This is a genomic window from Nocardia vinacea NBRC 16497, assembly GCF_000308835.1.
GTDB classification, from domain to species: Bacteria; Actinomycetota; Actinomycetes; order Mycobacteriales; family Mycobacteriaceae; genus Nocardia; species Nocardia vinacea.
The window spans coordinates 1-20,577 of sequence record NZ_BAGN01000180.1 but is presented as its reverse complement, the minus strand read 5'-3'; the positions used below and the strand labels follow the sequence as shown (position 1 = coordinate 20,577).

Annotated in this window: 24 protein-coding genes and 1 pseudogene; 15 read left to right on the top strand and 10 right to left on the bottom strand. The window is 64.3% G+C overall.

Translation table 11 applies throughout. The features are described 5' to 3' along the window. Positions 1-8 precede the first annotated feature (8 nt). The 6 genes from ON44_RS24235 (at position 9) to ON44_RS52770 (ending at position 6,803) form a co-directional block, all read left to right on the top strand. Positions 9-1,946 carry a CRTAC1 family protein gene (locus ON44_RS24235; RefSeq protein WP_169338093.1) on the top strand — a complete coding sequence of 646 codons (1,938 nt, stop codon included), beginning with the start codon at positions 9-11 and terminating at the stop codon, positions 1,944-1,946. Then, complete coding sequence (locus ON44_RS47030) at positions 1,943-3,349, top strand: hypothetical protein (RefSeq protein WP_051182389.1); 1,407 nt, start codon at positions 1,943-1,945, stop codon at positions 3,347-3,349. The genes ON44_RS24235 and ON44_RS47030 overlap by 4 nt, the downstream gene beginning before the upstream one ends. Positions 3,350-3,388: 39 nt before the next feature. Then, positions 3,389-4,354: a DUF1702 family protein gene (locus ON44_RS24225; RefSeq protein ID WP_051182388.1), complete on the top strand. Its 966-nt coding sequence runs from the start codon at positions 3,389-3,391 to the stop codon at positions 4,352-4,354. Between the two features lie 2 nt (positions 4,355-4,356). Beyond that, positions 4,357-5,169 carry an SDR family oxidoreductase gene (locus tag ON44_RS24220; RefSeq protein WP_051182387.1) on the top strand — a complete coding sequence of 271 codons (813 nt, stop codon included), beginning with the start codon at positions 4,357-4,359 and terminating at the stop codon, positions 5,167-5,169. Next, positions 5,169-6,182 carry a UbiA prenyltransferase family protein gene (locus ON44_RS24215; protein ID WP_040694014.1) on the top strand — a complete coding sequence of 338 codons (1,014 nt, stop codon included), beginning with the start codon at positions 5,169-5,171 and terminating at the stop codon, positions 6,180-6,182. Before ON44_RS24220 ends, ON44_RS24215 begins: the two co-directional genes overlap by 1 nt. 273 nt (positions 6,183-6,455) lie before the next feature. Continuing rightward, the gene (locus ON44_RS52770; RefSeq protein ID WP_245567310.1) at positions 6,456-6,803 is read left to right on the top strand and encodes an NUDIX domain-containing protein; all 348 of its coding nucleotides are present in this window, start codon (positions 6,456-6,458) and stop codon (positions 6,801-6,803) included. A 28-nt stretch (positions 6,804-6,831) separates the two neighbouring features. Here ON44_RS52770 and ON44_RS24205 read toward each other — a convergent pair whose 3' ends face one another. The 3 genes from ON44_RS24205 to ON44_RS24200 are packed head-to-tail and all read right to left on the bottom strand — an operon-like array spanning position 6,832 to position 8,112. Then, a complete protein-coding gene (locus ON44_RS24205) occupies positions 6,832-7,038 on the bottom strand; it encodes a DUF397 domain-containing protein (protein ID WP_040694013.1) in 207 nt (68 codons plus the stop codon). Continuing rightward, positions 7,028-7,237, bottom strand: a complete 210-nt coding sequence (locus tag ON44_RS48530) for a DUF397 domain-containing protein (protein ID WP_083898106.1) — start codon at positions 7,235-7,237, stop codon at positions 7,028-7,030. The genes ON44_RS24205 and ON44_RS48530 overlap by 11 nt, the downstream gene beginning before the upstream one ends. Further along, on the bottom strand, positions 7,234-8,112 hold the full coding sequence (locus ON44_RS24200) for a helix-turn-helix domain-containing protein (protein WP_040694011.1): 879 nt from the start codon (positions 8,110-8,112) through the stop codon (positions 7,234-7,236). Before ON44_RS24200 ends, ON44_RS48530 begins: the two co-directional genes overlap by 4 nt. A 690-nt stretch (positions 8,113-8,802) precedes the next feature. On the opposite strand from ON44_RS24200, the gene ON44_RS50425 reads away from it, so the two are divergent. From ON44_RS50425 to ON44_RS24180, 4 genes are all read left to right on the top strand, one after another. Then, the gene (locus ON44_RS50425) at positions 8,803-9,063 is read left to right on the top strand and encodes a hypothetical protein (protein ID WP_157187278.1); all 261 of its coding nucleotides are present in this window, start codon (positions 8,803-8,805) and stop codon (positions 9,061-9,063) included. Beyond that, a complete protein-coding gene (locus ON44_RS24190) occupies positions 9,056-9,304 on the top strand; it encodes a hypothetical protein (protein ID WP_040694006.1) in 249 nt (82 codons plus the stop codon). The genes ON44_RS50425 and ON44_RS24190 overlap by 8 nt, the downstream gene beginning before the upstream one ends. Continuing rightward, positions 9,301-9,519, top strand: coding sequence for a hypothetical protein (locus tag ON44_RS24185; RefSeq protein ID WP_040694004.1), 219 nt, complete (start codon positions 9,301-9,303; stop codon positions 9,517-9,519). The genes ON44_RS24190 and ON44_RS24185 overlap by 4 nt, the downstream gene beginning before the upstream one ends. Positions 9,520-9,796: 277 nt before the next feature. Continuing rightward, a complete protein-coding gene (locus tag ON44_RS24180; RefSeq protein WP_040694002.1) occupies positions 9,797-10,270 on the top strand; it encodes a nuclear transport factor 2 family protein in 474 nt (157 codons plus the stop codon). Positions 10,271-10,420: 150 nt separating this feature from the next. Here the strand turns inward: ON44_RS24180 and ON44_RS24175 are convergent, their stop codons facing one another. After that, positions 10,421-11,305, bottom strand: coding sequence for an NmrA/HSCARG family protein (locus tag ON44_RS24175; protein ID WP_051182386.1), 885 nt, complete (start codon positions 11,303-11,305; stop codon positions 10,421-10,423). A gap of 165 nt (positions 11,306-11,470) precedes the next feature. After that, positions 11,471-11,914, bottom strand: coding sequence for a winged helix-turn-helix transcriptional regulator (locus ON44_RS24170; RefSeq protein WP_040694000.1), 444 nt, complete (start codon positions 11,912-11,914; stop codon positions 11,471-11,473). A gap of 85 nt (positions 11,915-11,999) precedes the next feature. Here ON44_RS24170 and ON44_RS24165 point away from each other — a divergent pair, with 85 nt between their 5' ends. Together ON44_RS24165 and ON44_RS24160 are read left to right on the top strand one after the other, a co-directional pair. Then, entirely contained in the window at positions 12,000-12,488 is a 489-nt protein-coding gene (locus tag ON44_RS24165) for a TIGR03618 family F420-dependent PPOX class oxidoreductase (RefSeq protein ID WP_040693997.1), read from the top strand. 358 nt (positions 12,489-12,846) lie between these two features. Then, the gene (locus tag ON44_RS24160; protein ID WP_040693996.1) at positions 12,847-13,674 is read left to right on the top strand and encodes a helix-turn-helix transcriptional regulator; all 828 of its coding nucleotides are present in this window, start codon (positions 12,847-12,849) and stop codon (positions 13,672-13,674) included. A 134-nt stretch (positions 13,675-13,808) separates the two neighbouring features. Here ON44_RS24160 and ON44_RS24155 read toward each other — a convergent pair whose 3' ends face one another. Both ON44_RS24155 and ON44_RS24150 read right to left on the bottom strand, forming a co-directional pair. After that, the gene (locus tag ON44_RS24155; protein WP_040693993.1) at positions 13,809-14,156 is read right to left on the bottom strand and encodes an SUKH-4 family immunity protein; all 348 of its coding nucleotides are present in this window, start codon (positions 14,154-14,156) and stop codon (positions 13,809-13,811) included. 37 nt (positions 14,157-14,193) lie between these two features. Next, on the bottom strand, positions 14,194-14,763 hold the full coding sequence (locus ON44_RS24150) for a TetR/AcrR family transcriptional regulator (RefSeq protein ID WP_040693991.1): 570 nt from the start codon (positions 14,761-14,763) through the stop codon (positions 14,194-14,196). A 99-nt stretch (positions 14,764-14,862) separates the two neighbouring features. Between ON44_RS24150 and ON44_RS24145 the strand changes: the two genes are divergently transcribed. Together ON44_RS24145 and ON44_RS24140 are read left to right on the top strand one after the other, a co-directional pair. Next, positions 14,863-15,300 carry a DoxX family protein gene (locus ON44_RS24145; RefSeq protein WP_040693989.1) on the top strand — a complete coding sequence of 146 codons (438 nt, stop codon included), beginning with the start codon at positions 14,863-14,865 and terminating at the stop codon, positions 15,298-15,300. Positions 15,301-15,688: 388 nt separating this feature from the next. Next, positions 15,689-16,447, top strand: a complete 759-nt coding sequence (locus ON44_RS24140) for a dienelactone hydrolase family protein (RefSeq protein WP_040693987.1) — start codon at positions 15,689-15,691, stop codon at positions 16,445-16,447. A gap of 137 nt (positions 16,448-16,584) precedes the next feature. Here ON44_RS24140 and ON44_RS24135 read toward each other — a convergent pair. Continuing rightward, positions 16,585-17,691 (bottom strand): annotated as a pseudogene (locus tag ON44_RS24135) (transcription termination factor Rho, short form); the annotation flags it as partial. Between the two features lie 413 nt (positions 17,692-18,104). Here ON44_RS24135 and ON44_RS24130 point away from each other — a divergent pair. Beyond that, positions 18,105-18,962, top strand: a complete 858-nt coding sequence (locus tag ON44_RS24130) for a cyclopropane mycolic acid synthase family methyltransferase (protein ID WP_040693985.1) — start codon at positions 18,105-18,107, stop codon at positions 18,960-18,962. A 4-nt stretch (positions 18,963-18,966) separates the two neighbouring features. Here the strand turns inward: ON44_RS24130 and ON44_RS24125 are convergent, their stop codons facing one another. Both ON44_RS24125 and ON44_RS24120 read right to left on the bottom strand, forming a co-directional pair. After that, positions 18,967-19,368 (bottom strand): PaaI family thioesterase, encoded by a 402-nt coding sequence (locus tag ON44_RS24125; protein ID WP_040693984.1) that lies wholly within the window; start codon positions 19,366-19,368, stop codon positions 18,967-18,969. A 4-nt stretch (positions 19,369-19,372) separates the two neighbouring features. Continuing rightward, a partial coding sequence (locus ON44_RS24120; protein WP_373283202.1) for an MFS transporter occupies positions 19,373-20,577 on the bottom strand: 1,205 nt, incomplete at its 5' end.

Genomic DNA, 20,577 nt, shown 5'->3' with positions numbered 1-20,577 from the left:
TGATGGCGGTGCTGTTCGTACCGGCCCACTCGGCCATGATCGCCCCGGTCGAGACCGATCCGAACAGTCCGCTGGCGAGCCGGTTCCATTTCACCGAGATGCCGATCGCGCTGCCACCCGGCTTGCCCGAGCACAAGATCCGGCATATCGAGCCACGGTACGAGCACGTCGTCGCCTGGATGTCCTCGGTCAACTCCGCGGCGGCGATCAACGATATCGACGGCAACGGCCGCGCCGATGATCTGTGCCTGGTCGATTCCCGATCCGATACGGTGATCGTGACGCCCACACCGGACAGCGACACCAGCCGCTACGCGGCGTTCGTACTCGATCCGGCCCCGCTGCCGACCGACGACCGGATGGCCCCGACCGGCTGCGTCCCAGGCGATTTCGACCATTCGGGCCGCATCGGTCTGATGGTGTACTACGGCGGCCGCGCCCCGATCCTGTACCTGCCGCGCGCGGGTGCCAAGCATCTGGACAACAAGGCATTCCGGCCGGTGGAAATGGTGGAGCCGCCCGCTACCGAGGACGGCAGCTATCAGGGCGCGCGCTGGTTCACCCTGGCCGCCTCCGTCGCCGACTTCGACGGTGACGGCAACCCGGACATCTACCTCGGAAACTATTTCCCGGACAGCGATTTCATCGGTCCGGACGGTCAGCACAGCCTGACCCTGAACGAATCGTTCTCCAAAGCGACCAATGCCGGGACCGACCGCATCCTCACCTTCCAGCGGAGCACCGGCGGCGCCGAGCCGACCGCGGTGTACCGCGAGGTGGTCGATGCGCTCCCGGAGGGGAAGGCGAACGGCTGGACGCTGGCATCGGCGACCCAGGACCTCACCGGCGACCAACTGCCCGAGCTGTATGTCGCCAACGATATGGGCCCGGATCGCCTGTTCGTGAACAAGTCGACACCGGGACACATCAGCTTCGGCCTGGCCGAAGGTGAGCGCGGCCCGACCGATCCGAAGTCCTTTGTGCTCGGCCATGATTCGTTCAAGGGGATGGGCGCGGACTTCGCCGATCTCGACGGCGACGGCATGCCCGATCTGTTCGTCAGCAATATCGCGCAGCGGTGGGGCATCGTCGAAGCCAACCTCGCCTTCTACAACACCGCAGCCGATCCGAAACAAGCTGCGGCGCAACTGGAGTCGGGTATTGCCCCGTTCCGGAACCGGGCCGTGGAGAAGGGCATCGCCTGGGACGGCTGGTGCTGGGATACCAAGGTCGCCGACTTCGACAACAGCGGCCGACCGCAGATCGTGCAGACCAACGGCATGTTCAAGGGTTCGAGCACGCGCTGGCCGCAGGTGCAGGAAATGGCCACGATGAACGACGACTTCAGCAAGTACCCGTGGGCCTGGCCGAAGTTCACCGAGGAATCCGACCTGGCGGGCAATAACCGGATCGGTTTCTTCGCCCAGGACGACAGCGGCAAGTTCACCAATATCTCACCCGCCCTGGACACCTTCGCGGCGACACCCACCCGCGGCATCGCGGTCGGTGACTCGACCGGAACCGGCAACCTCAGCTTCGCGGTCGCCAGGCAGTGGGAAGCGCCGGTCTTCTACCGCAACGACGCACCGCATCCCGGGCAGTACCTCGGCCTGCGATTGTTGACCCCACCGACTACCGCTGCCGCCGGTGAGACATCGGTCGCAGGCAAGCCGGTACTCGGGTCTCCGGCTCTCGGCGCCGAAGTCACCGTGACGATGCCGGACGGCAAAACCCATGTGGCACAGGTCGATGGCGGCAGTGGGCACGCCGGTAAGCGGTCCACCGATATCCACGTCGGACTCGGCGATATCGATTCCGCTACCGCGCTGTCGGTACAACTCGCGTGGCGCGATAACCGTGGCGCCGTGCACACCCAGCAGCTGCAGCTGCAACCGGGGCAACACACCCTCGTTCTCGACTCCGATGCCCGGGAGGTGCACCAGTGAGTGTCCAAGGAAACGGCACACATTCGAACGGAACAGCCGTCGTCGAAAGTACCAACGGCTCCGCACCCGCGCCCGAGCCGACACCGGCGCAGGCCTGGCGGCGAAAGTGGTTGGGCGTCAATATCGAAGGACGTGATCCGCGCTATCTCGCGCTGCGCAACTTCGCGGCCTCGCTGACGTTCTTCAATATTCTGGGCTTCCTGTGGCTCGGATTCGAGCAGCCATGGCTGTGGCCGTTCCTCAGTGCGGGCACCGCGTACGCGGTGGAGTTGATCCTGGAAACGCTGGCGGCATGGGCCTATCGCCGCCCGGTGGGATACCGGGGCAACGGACTTCGCGGTCTGATCGTGTTCCTGCTGCCGGCGCATATCACCGGTGTGGCCTTCAACTTCCTGATGTACGCGGCAGACCAATTCCTGCCGATCATGTTCGGCATCACGGTCGCGGTCGGCACGAAATGGGTGCTGCGGGCCAAGGTCAACGGCAAGGTCAAGCACTTCATGAACCCGTCGAACTTCGGGATCGTGGTCGCGCTGCTGGTCTTCCCGACGATCGCCGTGGTCGGTCCGTATCACTTCGTCGAGAACGTCTCGGGTCCGGCCGACGCGCTGATCGTGCTCGGTCTGCTCGGCGCGGGCACCATGCTCAACGCCAAGCTGACCAAGAAGACACCGCTGATCATGGCCTGGCTGGGTGCATACGTACTGCAGGCGGTGGTGCGCGGCCTGCTGGACAGCAATATCTCGATCATCGCCGCACTGCTGCCGATGACCGGTATCGCCTTCGTGCTCTACACCAACTACATGATCACCGACCCGGCGACGACACCGTTCGCCAAGCGCGATCAGATCATCTTCGGTGCCTCGGTCGGTCTGCTGTACGGCGTGCTGATGGCCCTGCACGTCTCGTTCGGCTTGTTCTTCGCGCTGGTGATCGTCTGCGCGAGTCGCGGAATGTTCTGGTGGAGCCGGAATATTCGAGAGTGGCTGGCCGATCGCGCGACCGTCGTGGTGGTGGACGTCCAGGAGGCGACATCTGAGTCGGGCGAGCCGGTGGTAGCCGAGCCGGGAGAGCTGGTGGCGGTTGAGTCCGGAGAGCTGGTGGCAGTTGAGTCCGGCGATCCGGCGGTGGTCGAGCCTGGCGATCCGGTGGCAGTCGAGTCGGGAGAGCCGGTGGCGGTTGAGTCGGGTGAGGCGGTGGTAGTTGAGCCTGGCGAATCGGTGGCGGTTGAGCCGGGCGATCCAGCGGCGGTTGAGTCCGGCGATCCGGTGGCGGTCGAGTCGAATGAATCGGCGGCGGTTGAGTCGGGTGAGCCGGTGGTAGTTGACTCGGGCGATCCGGTGGCAGTCGAGCCTGGCGATCCGGCGGAAGTCGAACCGGAGAAGGAACCGGCGCGGTCCTGATAGCCGAAACCAACACCACCGCAACAGAATCGAGGTCGTATGCCATCACTGATCGGACCACTTCGCTCCACCCTGCTCGGCACGAATATCGAGCAGGAACCGCTGAAACGGCCCGGCTTCGCGCCACCGAGCCCGGCGACCGCCGCCGAACTGGAGCGGGTCGCCACCCACCTGTCCACCAGCATCCACGTCGCCGTATGCAGTAAGAACAACGCGGAGCTGATCGAGCAGATCCAACAGCTGCCCGAGCAGTACCAGGGCTTCGCATTCGAAGGCGCCGCAACGGGTCTCGCGGCCGTCGACTCGATCACCCCGTTCAGCCATCGCGCCGCGGACCTGTTCACCGGACCCGCGGCCAAACACGACCTGACCATGTATGTCGGCGTCGGTCTGGCGATGGGCAAGATTCCGAAACCGATTTGGAAGAAGGTCTTTCCGAAGCATCCGGTGTACCGCTGGCTCGCTATCGACGGATACGGCTTCTACAACGCCTTCTTCCGAACCGAGAAATACATCGACCGCCAGCACGTCGACGAGCGGTACCCGTCCTGGATGGGGGATACCGCACCGTTGAAACGGGCTGCTGATCAGGGCATCGGGCGCGCACTCTGGTTCATCGGCGGCGGCTCGGTCGACGGTGTCGCGTCGCGGATCGCGGAGTTCGACCCGAGCAGGCATGCCGACCTGTGGAACGGCATCGGCATCGCGACTACCTTCGCTGGTGGTGTGGAAGTCGCCGACCTGGAAGCGATCCGATCCCTGGTGCCGCAGTTCCACCAGCAGTTGGCGGCGGGATCGACCATGGTCGCGAAGATCCGGCAGCAGGCCGACAGCGCCACCCCGCATACCGAGGTCGCGGTGCGGACCTACACCGGCCGCACCATCGACGAGGCCGCGGCCTTGATCGATAAGGCCTTCGTCGGCATACCGGAAGACGGCACGGCCACCAGTTATCACGCCTGGCGCGACCGTCTCGGTGAGCTCGCCGTACCTGGCGGGAACTGAAAATGACTGTGCGCTGGACGGATAAGCATGTAATCGTCACCGGCGGCTCCGATGGCATCGGAGCCGCCGTGGCCGCCGCGTTCGCCATGCGCGGCGCGCGCGTCTCGGTCATCGCTCGGCGGGAGGCGCCGCTGCGCGCCACCGCCGAGCGGATCGGGGCCGACTGGCGCACCGCCGATGTCACCGACCGAACAGGGCTGGCGGTCGCCATGAAGGAACTGGAGGAACGCAACGGCGCCTGCGCGGTGATCGCCTGCTGCGCGGGGCTCACCCTGCCGGGACTGTTCCTCGATATCGACAGCGATGAATTCGGCATCCAGAGCGATGCGAACTATCTCGGCTCGGTCAATGCCGTTCGATGTGTACTGCCCGGCATGGTCGAACGTGGCGAAGGGCGTGTCCTGCTGACCAGTTCGACGGCGGCCTTCCTCGGCATCCCCGGATATTCGAGCTACGGGCCGACCAAGGCGAGCGTCCGCCAGCTCGGGCTGTGCCTGCGCTACGAAGTCGAGCCGGCCGGAGTGACGGTGTCCGTGCTGTACCCGGCCGACACCGACACTCCCGGACTGGCCAGGGAGAACCTGCGCAAACCGGCCGAGACCAAGGCCATTACCGGTTCGATCAAGCCGATGCCCGCCGAGAAGGTCGGCGAAGCGGCGGTGCGCGGCCTGGAGCGCGGCCGCCATCACATCACGGTGGATCCGCTGACCGCCTTCTTCATGCGATGGGCCAATCTCCCGGAGGACCTGTCCCGGCCGTTCTTCCGCCGCAGTATCGCCCGAGCACGTCGACATGCGCAGCAGGAGCAGACCTGATGTCCACCACAGTCAGCGGCGGGGAAGCCTCGTTGCGTGCACAGTTACGCCGCATCTTCACCGCGGGCCCCGGCGAGGAGGGGCGTCCGCTGCCGCTGCGCACGAAGATCAACTACGCGCTGTGGCTGACCCGCCCCGAAATCGCGCCGATGTCCGGTGCGGTCATGGTGGCCGATGTCCTGTTCAGCGCGCACACCGGAGCCGAGATCTGGTCGGCGCCGATGATCGTGGCCGCGGTAATGCTGGCCGCCGCAATTCAACTCTTGCACGTCGCCAACTGCCTGGCCGATCGCTGGGTGGACGTCGAATACAAATCCAAGTTCTCCCGCATGGTTCGAGATCTCGGCGTGCGATTCGTGGCCTGGCAGATCTACCTCACCACCGCGGGCATCGGTGTCGCGGCCGTCTACCTCGCCGTGGCGACCTGGCATCTCGATCTGCTGCTGATCATTCCGGTCGGAACCCTGTTGCTGCTCGAATATTCGCTGCCACCTTGGCATTTCAAAGCCGCCGGATTCTGGCAGATCCCCTGGACCTACCTCATGACCATGGTCTTTCCGGGCGTGGTCGTGCTCCGGCTGTACGACCGACCGATCGAAATCCCCGCGCTCATCGCCATTCTCGGCTTGGGTCTGACGACCACCGGAGTTTTCGTCGCGAACACCGCCGAAGACATTCCGGAAGACACCGAGCACGGATTCCGCACCTCGGTGGTCGCGCTCGGTCTGCGCGTCTCGCTGTTCGAGTCGATGACGCGGGTCACCGTCGGCGCCGCACTCGTGGCCGGATCCGTCGTCGCCATGGCGGGATTCACCTGGACATTGATCGTGTATGCCGTTGGCGTGTCGATCGTTATCGGCTACCTGGGCCGGACCCAGCTCGGCACCTGGGGCAAGCCGCTGGACGATGCCATGCCGCTCGTCCGATCGCAGGCGAAACTGTTCGTATACATGGTCGCGCTCGTTGCCTGGGCGGCCGTCGTGCCCGCGGCCGCCGTGTTCTGCCTACGGTGAGCGACCATGGAGCCACGATCATTATGACCACAGAGATTCGCACCGATCGTGAGACTCTGCTCGTCGAACTGGTCGATGAGCACGGCCGCGCAATCGGAGCACGTTCCGTGGCCGAGGCACACCGCGCGCCCGGTCAACTGCACCGCGCCTTCTCGGTATTGCTGTACGACGCGTCCGGACGGATCTTGCTGCAACGTCGCGCCGCAGTCAAAACCCGCTTTCCGCAACGACTTTCGAATACTTGCTGCGGCCATCCCGCCCCCGGACCAGGACGTGCTGGCAGCGGCATCGATCCGGCTGATGGAGGAGTTGAACCTAGCGGTCACGGAGTTGACCGAGGTGGGCATCTACCGCTACCGCGCCGCCGACCCACGCGGCAATCAGGTGGAGCACGAATGGGACCACGTGCTGATCGGCGTCACATCCGACGACCTGCCCCGCCCCGATCCGCCCGAGGTCTCCGAATGCCTCTGGGCCGACCCCGCCGAGTTGCTCGAAGATATCTCCGCGGCACCCGACTCCTACACCCCGTGGCTACGCGGCGTCCTCGATATCGCCACGCGTGCAGCCGATTTCACTCATGCAGACAGCAAGAAGGCCCTCGACCGGGAGTTCGGTTAGAGGGCCTTCATGTTATCGAGCATAGCGGCTAGGGCCGATCGAACTCGCCATCGTTGACGCCAGCGGTGAGTGCCTCCCACTCGCCAGGAGTGAACACCAGCGCGGGACCAGTCGGGTTCTTGGAGTCCCGTACGCCGACCATGCCCCTGTCCAGATGTGCCACCTCTACGCAATCCTGGCCCCCGCCACTGTGGCTACTCTTGAACCACTTCGCCCCGGAAAGGTCAACGCCCACGATCGAACTCGCCGTTGTTCACACCAGCAGTGAATGCGTCCCACTCAGCAGGAGTGAAGACCAGTGCTGGGCCAGCTGGATTCTTGGAGTCCCGGACCCCGACGACATTGCCATCGAGAAAGGCGACCTCTACACAGTCCTGACTGCCGCTGCTGCGACTGCTCTTGAACCACCGTGCCCCCGATAGATCAATACTCACCGGGTCAACTCCTCTGCAATCTCGAGAATGAGGCGTCGGCTGGCGGCCTCATCCAATGCCGAACGCTGTAGCCGAGTGTATGCGTCTCGGTACTGCTGTACTTCCTCGGGTTTCTCGAGATACAGCGCACCGGTATACCCCTGGACGTACACGATCGGCGGTTCAGTGAGGTGGGCTGTCGGATGTTTCGGGAATTCGAGCAGGACGAACGTACCGATCAGCAGCCCCATGTGCGTGCCCACTGAAGCTGGAACGACTCGAACCGACACATTGTCCAACCGGCTGACTTCGGCAAGATGCTGGAGTTGAGCCGCCATTACCGCAGGTCCCCCAATCGGTCTACGCAACGGCAACTCGTCCACGATGACATCCAACTTGATTGGATTCTCATCATCTGTGATCCGAGCTTGCCGCCGGGACCACAGCTCCACCCGCCGCTCGATCTCCGCTGTTTCGACGTTGGGGAACTCCGTCCAGAGCACCGCACGGCGATATTCGGGTGTTTGCAAGAGACCAGGGATCAGAGCTGACTGATACGTGGTCAGCCGATTAGCCGCCTGTTCGAGTCCGACGAAGAGATCGAAGTGCTTCGGGATGGCATCGCCGTAGGCGTGCCACCATCCTTTGCCCTGCGCTTCCTCGGTCAGTCCGAGCAGCACTTGGGTCTTCTCCTCGGTTGCCCCGTAGACCTGGCACAGCCTTTCGATATCGATGAGTCGCAGGCGCACGGGTTGCCCGGTCTCCATCCGCCAAATCGTTTGCTTGCCAACGGAGATGGCCGCTTTGGCCACGTCCATGGTGATACCAGCGTTCTCCCGCAGATCATGAAGCTCGCGCCCAAGCAAACGCCTCGGCAGCGTCGAACCTGTAGCCATCTGTCTTGCCCCTCCAAGAATCCGGTTGTGTTTGGAACCAGACTGACAGCCAATGTGGAACTTTGCTGGTTTTCGTTGGAAAGTTCCCTCTGGACCGTAGAGCTTCGGCGCGTCGAGTGGTGTCCTGAATACGCGCCCGGAGAGAACTTCCTACTCCCCAGGGTTTCAAGGGGCCGGGCGTACCCAAGCCACTTCAACCAAGCCGAGGTCTAAAAGCGATGGACCACAAAGCTTTTGGTGATACCCCCGTTTCCCGCTGTCACTTCTATCGGCGGGTGTGTGATCTGCCCGCGACGATCGACCCACCCCACCTCGGCCGAATCATTATGAAAGCCGAGCATGTCTGGGCGCTGATCATGCCCGCGCATCTCGGACAAGCGGTCAAATTCCATATGCAGCAGCGTGATTCGGATATCGGTCCGATTCTGTCGCATCCGCGCTCGGGTCGCTGGAGCTTTCTCATCAGACCGGACATACCCGATGACGTGCGCTTGTTCGCGGAGATGTTCCGGCTCAATGTCTCCGTGGTACGGACCGGAGGAACCGTCGCGCTTCCCTCGCCAACAGATCAATGTGTCGAGTTCCGGCGCTGGGTCGAGCCGCCTCGATGCACATTCCGGCCTTCCGGTCTCGTCGTGATCGACGCGATCCGCGCTTGTGCCGGTCAGCCTATCCAACGGAGGGCGGCGCATGCCTGAATGTGCTTGTGGCCCATGGATAAAGCTGTCCATGTGCGGGATCGGAATGTTCAGCCGCAAGACGGGGGAGTTGGTGTCGGTGGCATGTCCATCACAGCTGTGCGCGGGCATGGTCCCTCTTGTCGACGGCCGCCTCGATGACCATTCGCCGGTCATGCCGAATCCGCAGCCGTGCCCGTGGGCCGGTGTGCGGGTCGTCGACGACCGTGCCGACTTCGAGGCCCGCGGTATCGGAGTTGTGCGCCATGAGTGAGGTTGAACGGCAACGTAGGACCGAGATCGCGCCGTCGGTTGCCGCGTTGCTCGCGGTCTTCCACGAACACACGCCAGAGAAGTTGGCACTCGCCCCGGTCGACAGCGTCATACTCCGCCACACCGCCGACGGGATCATCGAGGTAGATGAAGACGGTTGGTGCGCGGACTACGACCGCAGCGACGAAGAGGACGCAATCGATATCGTGCCGGTCAGCGTTGTCGACAACGAGAACCCATGAGCGAGCACATATCTCCGCTCCCAGAAGAGCCCGATGTGCATCTGAGTGTATTCCTGCACGGTGCCCGATTCGACTTCGCCGCCTGCCTCGCCGCAGCGCTGATCTTCGTACGCGAGCACCAGACACAGCATTACATCGACGCCGTCACCGTCGACCTCTGCGACACCAGCGGCTACCCGAGGCTTCCGTGTGAACGTCTCTATCTCGGACCGTAATCTTATCAATAAGAGTGTAATGATATGGCGGGGGTAGGAAACAAGATCAGGTGGAACTGGGGGCGGGGGTGTCTCGGGCGATGCCGCCATGGATTCCACCTGATCTTGTTCGGGCGACCACTCGGACATCCAGCGCGAGGGCGGATCCGGTCCGTTCCGGGGCGTGCAGTGTTCGCTGGCTTGGCTGAAGTCCGCAAACTGCTGAATAGTCTCCAAAGAGTAAAAATGGGTATACTGTTTGCTCGCTGGAACAAGCGGAGCACCAGGAGAGGCTGAGATGACGAGCAGCGAGCTGGCCGATATCGCGATCGAAGCGATGCGATTGCAGAACGGATACGCGCGTGCGATCGACACGCGCGACTGGGATCTCTTTCGGGCGCTGTTCACCCCCGACGTCGTTGCGGAGTACCCGGGCATGCCGTTCTCGGGGATCGACCACTGGTTGGAGTTCTTCGTGCCGTTCCACGACGACTGCACCTGGATCCAGCACACGATGACCAATCACGTCGTCGGTGCGGACGCCGACGGTATCTGGGGGACCTGTTACGGATTCGTCGAGTGGACGATGCGCGATCGACCGAAACTCATCAATCGGTCACGAACGCTCTACCGTGACCGATTGATTCAGCAGAACGGATCGTGGGTCATCGCCCGCCGCAAATGCGACCTTCTGATGAACCAGGCCGACGCCCCCATCCCTGATGGCATCACCTACCCCAACTCCGTTCTCGACCTGGCCGACATCTCATAGGCCCGCAGCGCGGGTCGCGGATGACTGAACGGTCGGCGGATAACTATCGAAAGCATCGGACGAGAATGTGATGGTGGAGGGGCGATGTTTGCCGCCACCAATACATTCTCGGTCGATAGTGGGGCACGGGCGCGATGCGCGCGGTGGATTTCAGGGCTTCCAGTTTGTTTCGCGCAGCCAGGTTGCCAGGTCCATCAGCTTCGGATGCTCCGCCCGCAGCGCCGCGAGATCCAGCGGTTCGTCGGGCCGCTCGTTGAAGTAGCTGAACATCTTCGCCACCTGCTCGTCGAATGCGCGGACCTGTTCGATCGGCACCTGGAAGCTGCGGGCGGGTAATCCTGCTGTGCGGCCGAAGGTTTCGGCGATCTGGGGCGGAGTCAGCCGGTCGCCTGCGATGGGGACCGTGCGGCCGAGGAAGTCCGCGGGCCGGTCGAAGGCGATGGCGGCGAAGCCGCCGATATCGTGAACCGAGATCAGTGATACCGGAATATCCGCTCGCACAGCGAGATTCAATACGAGCCCGTCCGCGTCGAGCACCGGGCGGTTGTACGAGTTGAAATTGTCCATGAAGAAGACCGGACGCAATACCGTGGCCGGAAGGTCCAGCGATTCGATGTGCGCCTCGATCGCTTCCTTGGCCGCGTAGTACTCGACCCCTGAATTCGCGCCCGCACCCTTCAGTGAGCTGTACACCAAATGCTCGATGCCAGACGCCGCGGCGATCTCGGCCACCGCCTTGCCCCGCCGCTCTTCGGCCGCAATACCCTCGGCGGTGATGTGCGCGCCGGTCATCATGGTCAGCATCAGGAAGGCGCCGTAGGCGCCGTCCATGGCCGCCCGCACCGACGCGATGTCGTCGAGATCGCCTTCGATGAGATTGGCACCGCTTCCGCGCAATGCGTGCGCCGCGGGGGACTCCAGATCGCGCACGAATGCGTGTACTTCCCAACCGCGTTCGAGTAGCTGCGCCATGGTCGCTCGGCCTTGCTGTCCGGTCGCGCCGATCACGAGAACCGGTCCTTTTCTGCCCGTCATGCCAAACTCCTTGTGCTGGGTGATCGTTTCTCGATCTCCTGTTGCACTCGACGCTAGAGACGGGCGGCGGCGCGGTCCTGTTACCGATACTGCTACCCACATGCGGAGTCAGGTGGGATTCGTTGGCGGAGTGCAGGTTTGATGCTGTCAACATCCGGCGTTTGATCATGGTGATCCTGTTGACGTTGCCCGGGATGTCGACTGCTCGTCGTAAACCCGACGCGCCGAATCGATCTCGTGTCGGTGACGATCGGCCCAGCCCGTCAACACCAGCAGCGTCTCATAGAGCTCTCGGGCCATCGGTGTCGCTTCGTATTCGGTCCTGGGCGGCACTGTTGGATAGACCGTCCGGACCAATAGACCGTCGCGCTCGAGGTTGCGGAGGGTCAGCGTCAACATTCGGCGACTGACACCCTTGATTTCGCGCTCGAGATGCGTGAAGCGCATCGGACGCTGCGTGGTCAGCAGTAAGACGCCGATAGCCCATTTGCCGCTGATCCGGTTGAGCACTTCCAGCACCGAACACGCCTTGTCGATGGATGAGCCCTCAGCTTCGCCAACACCGATTGCCTCCACCTGCGCTGGAACATCAATGTGCCCCTGGGACATGAAAGTGCCTCCTTCCGCTGAACGTGCTGGTGACAGATCATGCACTTAGTTACAAATAGTGCACCATGACAGCGGAGGACAGCCCGTGACCGACAACCATGAAACCTCGTACGAGCCAGGCCGCGGAGCGCCGCCGACACGACTCTCCGCAGAGAGGTTGGAGCGTTTTCTCGGCGCTAATCGGCTGGGGGCGCTGGGTACGATCAAGCGTGACGGGCACCCGCATCTGTCGACGGTTGCCTACAGATGGGATTCGGCCACACGCATGATCTCGATCGGTTCGACAGCCGATCGCGTCAAAGTACGCCAGCTCACCCGGGATCCGCGTGCCGCGCTCTATGTGAGCAGCGCTGACCAGCTCACTTTCGCGGTCGCCGAGGGCGCGGCCGAAATCTCCCCCGTCAGCACTACTCCCGGAGATGCCACCGGCCGCGAAATGCTCTCGATGTTCCCCGAATTCGACAACCCCGAGGACGAAGCGACTTTCCTGGCGAACATGGTCGAGGACAAGCGACTGGTGATCAGGCTTCATGTGTCCAAGCTGTACGGAGACACCCTCACCGCCGGGCACTGACTAGGCGAGAGTGCATGGGGGTGCTCGCGGCAGCGGTTCGGTTCCCCACCTCGGGCGGCGCGCGTTAGCGCACCGCCCGTCATCACGCCTGCGGCACAACAGATTTCGCGGGATCGACTGGATTCTCCGCACATCCAGCGACGCGACTTCGGCAGGCATCTGCGGCGCAAGGCTCCAGGAGTGGGGCGCGGCTGCCGAGTTCGGTGACAAGGCTGGACCGAGCTCAGCGACCAGGGTGGAGAGTGTGCCGAGTCGCCTGGCCTGCGCCGCGAGAATTGGCTCGGGTGGCGGGGGTGAGATGTCGGTTGGACACTCCGAGTGTCCAACTCGGCAAACGTACAACCCACAAGGGATCTCGATGACCGACAAGCATCGCGCCGAACTCGCCGACTTTCTCAAGGCGCACCGCTCCCGGTTGCAGCCCACCGATGTCGGTCTGCCTGGGGATCTGATCCCGGGGCGGCGGCGCACCCCGGGCCTGCGTCGCGAAGAGGTTGCTGAGTTGGCCGGGGTAAGTCTCACTTGGTACACCTGGCTCGAGCAGGGGCGCAAGATCGCGGCGAGCCCGCAGGTGGTCGACGCGCTGGCCAGGGTGTTGCGACTCGATGCCGGACAACACCGCCACCTGCGTCGCCTGGCCGGTCTCGCCGATCCGGTCGCCGCGGCCCAGCCCGGCGCGGCCATGTCCCGTCTTCAACGTCTGGTCGATTCGATGATGCCCAGCCCCGCGGTAATCCACGACGGCCACTTCGATTTCGTGGTCTGGAACCAGGCCTACACCCGCCTGCGCGTCGACCCCGCCGAACTCGACCCGGACCGCCGCAACATGCTCTGGATGATGTTCACCCACAAGGGGAACCGCGCCGCCATGCGCAACTGGGAACCAGCGGCCCGCGCAGTCCTGAGCCAATTCCGCGCCCTCGTCGGCCGCCGCCCCGACGACCCCCGCCTCACCGCCATCGTCGCCGCCCTGACCGAAGTCAGCCCCGAATTCCGCACCTGGTGGTCGGAATATCCGGTCCAGGACTTCCGTGCCGCCACCATCGCGATCGACCACCCCGAAGCAGGCCCCATGAACCTCGAACTATTCCAACTCCGCCTGGTAGAAAACCCAGATCTCCTTCTGGTCCTACAACTTCCAGCCACCGAAGCCGACCACACCACTATCACCACCCACCTCACCTAGCCCGCGGCCGTGTCCTCCCCAGCCGAATCCCACTGAAGCCGAGCGAGCTTCCGGTCACCGCGATCCGCGGGACAAACCGCTCGATCGTCGGGTCTTCGGAGAAGTGCGGTACCCGACCCGGCTCGGGGTACACCTCAGTCGTCTTCCGGCCAACCATCCTCGATGATCAGGCGGCCGGATTGCATTGCCTGCGTGTACTGTTCGGCGATCACGGGGGTGGGGTAGGTGGGCCAGTAGGAGATGGCGCCGGTGGGTTTGTCGATGACGCAGACCGAACCGCCGATGGTCGGGGGTAGTGGGGGTTTGTGCGGGTCGATTCCCGGTGGGGGCGGGAAGATGGCGACGACGGTGAACCCCGCGTCGAATTCGGTGAGCAGGTTACTGATGCCGTCATCGGTGGACAGGTAGTGGTCGGCAAGGCGTTGTGCCTCGGCGAGATCTACCGGGGTGCTCGCCTCGGTGGGGTAGGCGTGGATATCCATGCCAGAGAATTTACGGCCAAAGGCAAACGGGCCGTGGTCATTCGAAGTGGACGGTGGCGACCATCCGGCGGGCCAGGGTCTCCGGATCGGAGCTGTCACCGAGCGTCGAATCCTGTAGTGCCCCTTCGCGCCATAGGGCCGCGAAGCCGTGGACCAGCGACCAGGCGGCGAGGCGGGTGGCTTGTTGCTGCTCAACGGTGTTGTCGGGCTGCATGACCGAGACTCCGGAGCGCAGCGCCGCACCCGCCGCGGTGCGGGCGGCGACCAGGCGCTCGTCGTCGGCGTGCAGGAGTTCGCGCCGGAACATCACATCGAAATGGCCGGGATGTTCGCGGGCGAAGCGCGTGTAGGCGACCGCGACCTCGCGGAATTCCGGTCCGGCCGCGGCCAACTGCTCGGCGAGCAGGTCGAAACCTTCGATGGCAAGTGCGGTCAATAGTCCCGCGCGATCACCGAAGTGGTGCGCGGGGGCCGCGTGCGAGACATCGGCCCGGCGGGCCAGCCCGCGCAGGGATACCGCGTCGACACCGTCGGTCGCGATCTGATCGGCGGCCGCGGCCAGGATGGTGGCCCGCAGATCGCCGTGGTGATAGCCGCTCTTCGCCATGTCTCGATGGTCGCCCAAAATCTAGTCATTGACAAGTTTCCCGCTCAGGCCTAATCTAGCCACTGTCAAGATTGGTGCTCGACCCCACAGGAGACTCTGATGGCACCGCTGGTTGTACTCATCGTCATCGCCGGACTCGCTCGGTTCATCGGCTGGCTCGGCAACCTCGGTTGGCTCGACTCCTGGCCGCACGCCGCCGCACTCGGACTGGCCGCGATGTTCGCCCTCACCTCGAGCGCGCACTTCGTCGAGCCCAAGCGCGGCGCACTGATCGCCATGGTGCCGCCGCGGCTGCCCAATCCGGCGGGCTGGGTGACCTTCACCGGCTTGCTCGAAATCGGCGGCGCAATAGGTCTTTTGATCCCGCCCGTCGCCAAACTGGCTGCCGCGGGCCTGATCCTGCTGCTGATCGTGATGTTCCCGGCGAATATCCGTGCGGCACGGGCGGATATCGGCATCAAGACCATGCCGCTGCCGCTGCGCACCGTGGTGCAGTTCATCTTCCTCGGCGCGGCCGCACTCGTCCTGCTCGGCTGATCCGCGAAACATGCTGCTGGCATACCGAATTCGGTATGCCAGTACTGTTGTATACCCCCCGAGCGTCCACTGCAGCTCCGCCGAAGACAGACCGGTGCGTGCACCGGCCTTACCGCGAATAGCCCACGATTTCGACACCGACACGTGGCAGTTGCTCTGGCATGACCTGCGGTCGTCACAGCGCAATAGCGTGGGCGTCCGCGCCGGTATCCTCCAACGGGCACGAGGTCCGCGGTCCGGATCCGGTCCACGACTGCCCATGACCGCGCACGATTTCGATGCCGAACTCCGGCACCTGCTTGGCCTCGCCCACGTCTGGCCGAAGACGGCGGTGCGTTGAAGTTTGCACCAGGTGCCGCACACCACGTACGGCCATAGGCTGTTTTCCATGACCTACAAGATCGTTTCTCGGCAGTTCGACCTCGATGTGGACGGCTCATCGCTGACCGGCTATCTGGCGCGCCCGGAGGGCGACAGCACATTTCCGGCCGTCTTGGTCGGCGCCGAGTTGTGGGGACTCACCGAGGATGCGCGGCGGATCGTCGATCGGGTCGCCGAGCTCGGCTATGTGGCTTTCGTGGTGAACGTCTATCACCGCTCGGGTCCGGAGACGGCTGCGGGTCTGGCCGAGACCGATGAGAACCGGACGCGTGCCTTCGGTCTGCTCGGTGAGCTCACCCGCGACGGTGTCGAGGCCGACTTCCGGGCCGCCATCGCCTATGCCCGCGAGCACGGCGGTGCCACCGATAAGACCGGTGTGCTCGGCTTCAGCCTCGGCGGCCATCTGGCCTACTTCGCAGCCACCCGATTGGACCTGGATGCCGCGGCCATTTTCTACCCCGGCTGGCTGACCACGGCGGGCACCGCGCTGAGCAGGCCGGAGCCGCTGCTGGCCGCGACCGAAACCATTGCCAAGGGTGATGTGCGGCTGCTGCTGTTCTTCGCCGAACTCGATCACGTCATCGATGCCGAACAACGCGAACAAGTCGAGGCGGCCTTGAATCAGGCCGGTGTGCGGCACGAATCGGTGGTCTACCCGGGCGCGAAGCACGCCTTCTTCTTCCCCGGCCGGGAACCGTACGACGAAGCCGCCGCCCAGGATTCGTGGCGGCGCACCGCCGAGCTGTTCACCACCGAATTGGGCTGAGCCCGAACCGAATACGACGAGAGCCCGACCGGCCCTGTCTCCCCCTCCGAAGACAGGCCCGATCGGGCTGTAATAAATATTCCTCGGAGAGCTTGACAGGGCCTTAAAGGAGCCTTAATGGAGACGTGTCAAGCGGATCAGTGCCGCTTGGCGCCGATTTGAGCCAGGAATTCCGCATTGGTCGGAGCCTGGCGCAGGCCCTCCAGCAGCAGGTCGGTGGACTGCTGACCGTCCACCGCGGCGAGGGTGCGGCGCAACAGCTGGGTGGCCGCCAATTCGGCCGGGGTGAGCAGCAATTCGTCCTTGCGAGTGCTGGACTGCGCGATATCGACGGCAGGGAAGATCCGGCGGCTCGCCGTCGCGCGGTCCAGTTTCAGCTCGGCGTTGCCGGTGCCCTTGTACTCCTCGAAGATTACGGTGTCGGCCAGCGAACCGGTCTCCACCAGGGCGGTGGCGATAATGGTGAGCGAGCCGCCGTTCTCGAAATTGCGTGCGGCGCCGAGGAATTTCTTCGGCGGCGCGAGCGCGGCGGCATCGACGCCACCGGAGAGTACCCGCCCGGAGGACGGGGCGGCGTTGTTGTACGCACGGGCGAGACGGGTCAGCGAGTCGAGCAGTACGACGACATCCCGGCCCATTTCGGCCAGGCGTTTGGCACGTTCGATGGCGAGTTCGGCCAATGCGATCTGCTCGCGTGGGGTTTGGTCGAAGGTGGCGGCGGCGATGTCGGCGGGTACCGACCTGGCCAGATCGGTAACCTCCTCGGGACGCTCGCCGACCAGTACGAGCATCAGTTCGCACTCCGGGTGGTTCTTCGCGATACCGTGCGCGATCGCTTGCAGCACAGAGGTTTTGCCTGCCTTGGGCGGTGCGACGACGAGTGCGCGCTGCCCCTTGCCGATGGGCATGACCAGATCGGTGACCCGAGTGGTCATGGCATGCGGTTCGGTCTCGAGGCGCAGCCGCTGGTTGGGGTAGATGGGGACGAGGCTCTCGAAGTTGGGTCGGGTAGCGACACGGTTGGTATCCTGTCCATTGACCGATTCGATGCGGACCAGCGGGTCGAGCTTGCCGCTGCGTCCGGGTTCGGCGGTGCCGATAATGAAATCACCACGGCGCAAACCGAATTCGCGGATGAATCGGGGCGGCACGTGCGCGTCACGCGGGCCGGGGAGGTAGCCGTCGACCCGGAGGGTGGCGGCGCGGTTGTCGGCGATATCGAGGATGCCGCTGACGGATCGTACGGGGTGCTGAGCGGTCTCGGCCGCCGCGTCCCCGTCTTGTGATACGGGAAATGTGTTGTCTTTCATGGTTTTTCCTTTGCATGGGGTACGGCGAACGGCCGTGTGAGGCAGCGGCGATTGGGCTCGCTGCGGTGAATATCCCTGTGGGCTCCGGGAGCGAGGTGGACCACCATCGTGGTCGGGAAGTTGAGAGATCTTGCGGGAGTTCGGCTCTGATCGGCCGAGATACCAACATCCACAAGGACAGGCCCGAGGATACATCGTCCAACGGCTGTCGTGCAATGGTCACAGCTCGGTCACAGCGAACGGAGCAGGCCACGTTTTCATATCGGTAGCCGCTCGTGCGAACGGCTCGGCGGCGTGTCTCGTATCAGTCCATATCCGGCCAGGACCGACCGAAGGCAGGAGCTGCAATGGCTGAACTCGAACCGTTCTACCAGCAAGTCCAATCGCACTACGACGTCTCCGACGATTTCTACCGGCTATTCCTCGACCCGTCGATGACCTACAGTTGCGCCTACTTCGAGCGCGACGATATGACCCTCGAACAGGCCCAACTCGCCAAGATCGATCTCGCGCTCGGCAAACTGGATCTGCGGCCCGGGATGACCCTGCTCGATATCGGATGCGGTTGGGGCGCAACGATGTTCCGTGCGGTCGAGCGTTACGGCGTGAAGGCCGTCGGCCTCACCTTGAGCCGCAATCAGTACGAGCACGTCCGCTCGGAGATCGATCGGCGCGGTGTGGCGGGCGTCGAGATTCAGTTGCAGGGCTGGGAGGAGTTCGACGGGGGTGTGGACCGGATCGTCAGCATCGGTGCGTTCGAACATTTCCGCCGCGAGCGGTACCCGGCATTTTTCGAGCGCTGCTACCGCATGCTCCCGCCCGATGGGCGGATGCTGCTGCATACGATCATCGGCCACTCTCTCAACGACCTGCGTCGCATGAATATTCCGGTGACCAGGGAGGCCGCGCTTTTCCACATCTTCATCAAGCGCGAGATCTTCCCCGGCGGGCAGCTGCCCCAGCCCGCCGAGGTCACCCGCCTGGCCGGGCAGGCCGGATTCGGCACCGAACGGATCCAGCCGCTGCGCCTGCATTACGCACGCACGCTGGATCAGTGGGCGCACGCGCTGGCGGACCATCACAACGAGGCGGTGCGGATCGCCTCGGAGGAGGTCTACGCCAGATATTTGAAATACCTCACCGGATGTGCCCGGTACTTCCGCAGCGGGCACATCGATGTCATGCAGTTCACATTGGTGAAGTGAGGGATCAGAGGACGGCTTGGGTCTGGGTCACCTTGGCGACCAGCTTGTCCGCGTCGTCACGGATTTCGGTCTCCACCACGATGAACGACCGTCCCGCGTGCAGCGGTCGCGCCGTCGCGGTCGCATAGCCGGAACGCACGGCCCGCAGGAAATTCGTCTTGGATTCGACGGTCGTCGTGCCCTGCTTGCCCTCGGGCAGATTCAGGAACGCGCACACCGCGGCGGTCCCATCGGCCAGCGACATCAGCACCCCGCCGTGCAGCACTCCGCCCAGCGTGCACAGCGATTCGTCCCAGGCGATCCGACTGCGCACCAATTCGGTGCCGTGTTCGAGCACCTCGACTCCGAGGCGCTCGGTGAACGGCATGGACTGGTGAAAGAGCTTGGTGCCCACCTCATCGATCATGAAGTCAGCCTGCCCGACGCACCCGGCGCGCGTCGATTACTCCGGAGGTAATGAGCAATACGAGCAGTACGGTCGCACCGCCGCAGAGCAGCACCGTCCCGGGCGACGTCCGATCCACGATCACTCCGCCGACCAGCGCACCGACACAGAAGGTCGCCTGGAACGAGGCGGTGAACAGCACCGATGCCACCTCGGGCGCATCGGGCAGCGCGTCGGCGAACCAGGTCTGCAGCACCACCGGCACACCGCCGTATCCGATACCCCACACGATGAGCAGCGCGATCGCACCTAACTCCCAGCGCCCCAGCGACGGCAGCAGCAGCATCGCGGTCGCGATCGCACTCGCCGCGAAGCCGAGCGCGAGACGGGGACGGCCGAGCAGGGTGCCGCCGAGGAAGTTCCCGGCAATGCCCGCCACACCGTAGATCAGCAGCAACAGCGTGATCGTGCCCGCACTCACCTCGGTGACCTGCTCCAGGAACGGCGTGACGTAGGTGTAGGTGCCGAACTGCGCGATCACCACGAAAAACGTTGCCAGCAAAGCGATTCGGATGCCAGTACCGCGCAGACCGATGCGCAGCGTGGTCAGGCGAAGGGCCTGCTCGGCGGGCAGCGCGGGCAGTGCGACCGCGAGCAATACCAGCACCACGGCGGACAGCAGGCCCAAGACCACGAACGCTGCCCGCCAGCCCGCGACATCGCCGACGAAGGTGCCCGCGGGCACGCCGAGCACCGAGCCGAGCGGAACGGAGGAGAAGATCACCGCGGTCGCCCGGTGCACCGACTCCGGGGGCACCAATCGGCCGGCCAGTCCGGCCGCGATCGACCAGTAACCGCCGATGGTGATCCCGATCAGCACGCGGGCGGCCAGCACCACCCAGAACTCCGGTGCGAGCGCGGCCACCGCATTGGCGAACACCAGCAATAACGTGCATCCGCACAGCAACAGTCGGCGATCGATCCGCGCGGCGGCGACGGTCACCAGGGGCGCGGCGATCGCGGCCAGCAGGCCGGGCAGGGTCATCATCAGCCCCGCCAAGCCGTCGGAGATCGTGAAATCGGCTCCGATCGAGGTCAGCAGGCCGATCGGCAGAATCTCGGTGGTCACGATCGAGAAGATGCCGAGCATTACCGCGACGACGGCGAGCCACCGGATCAGCGGTGGCCGGGCAACGGTGGCCGGGGAGGCGCGAGAGCTGTGGACATGCG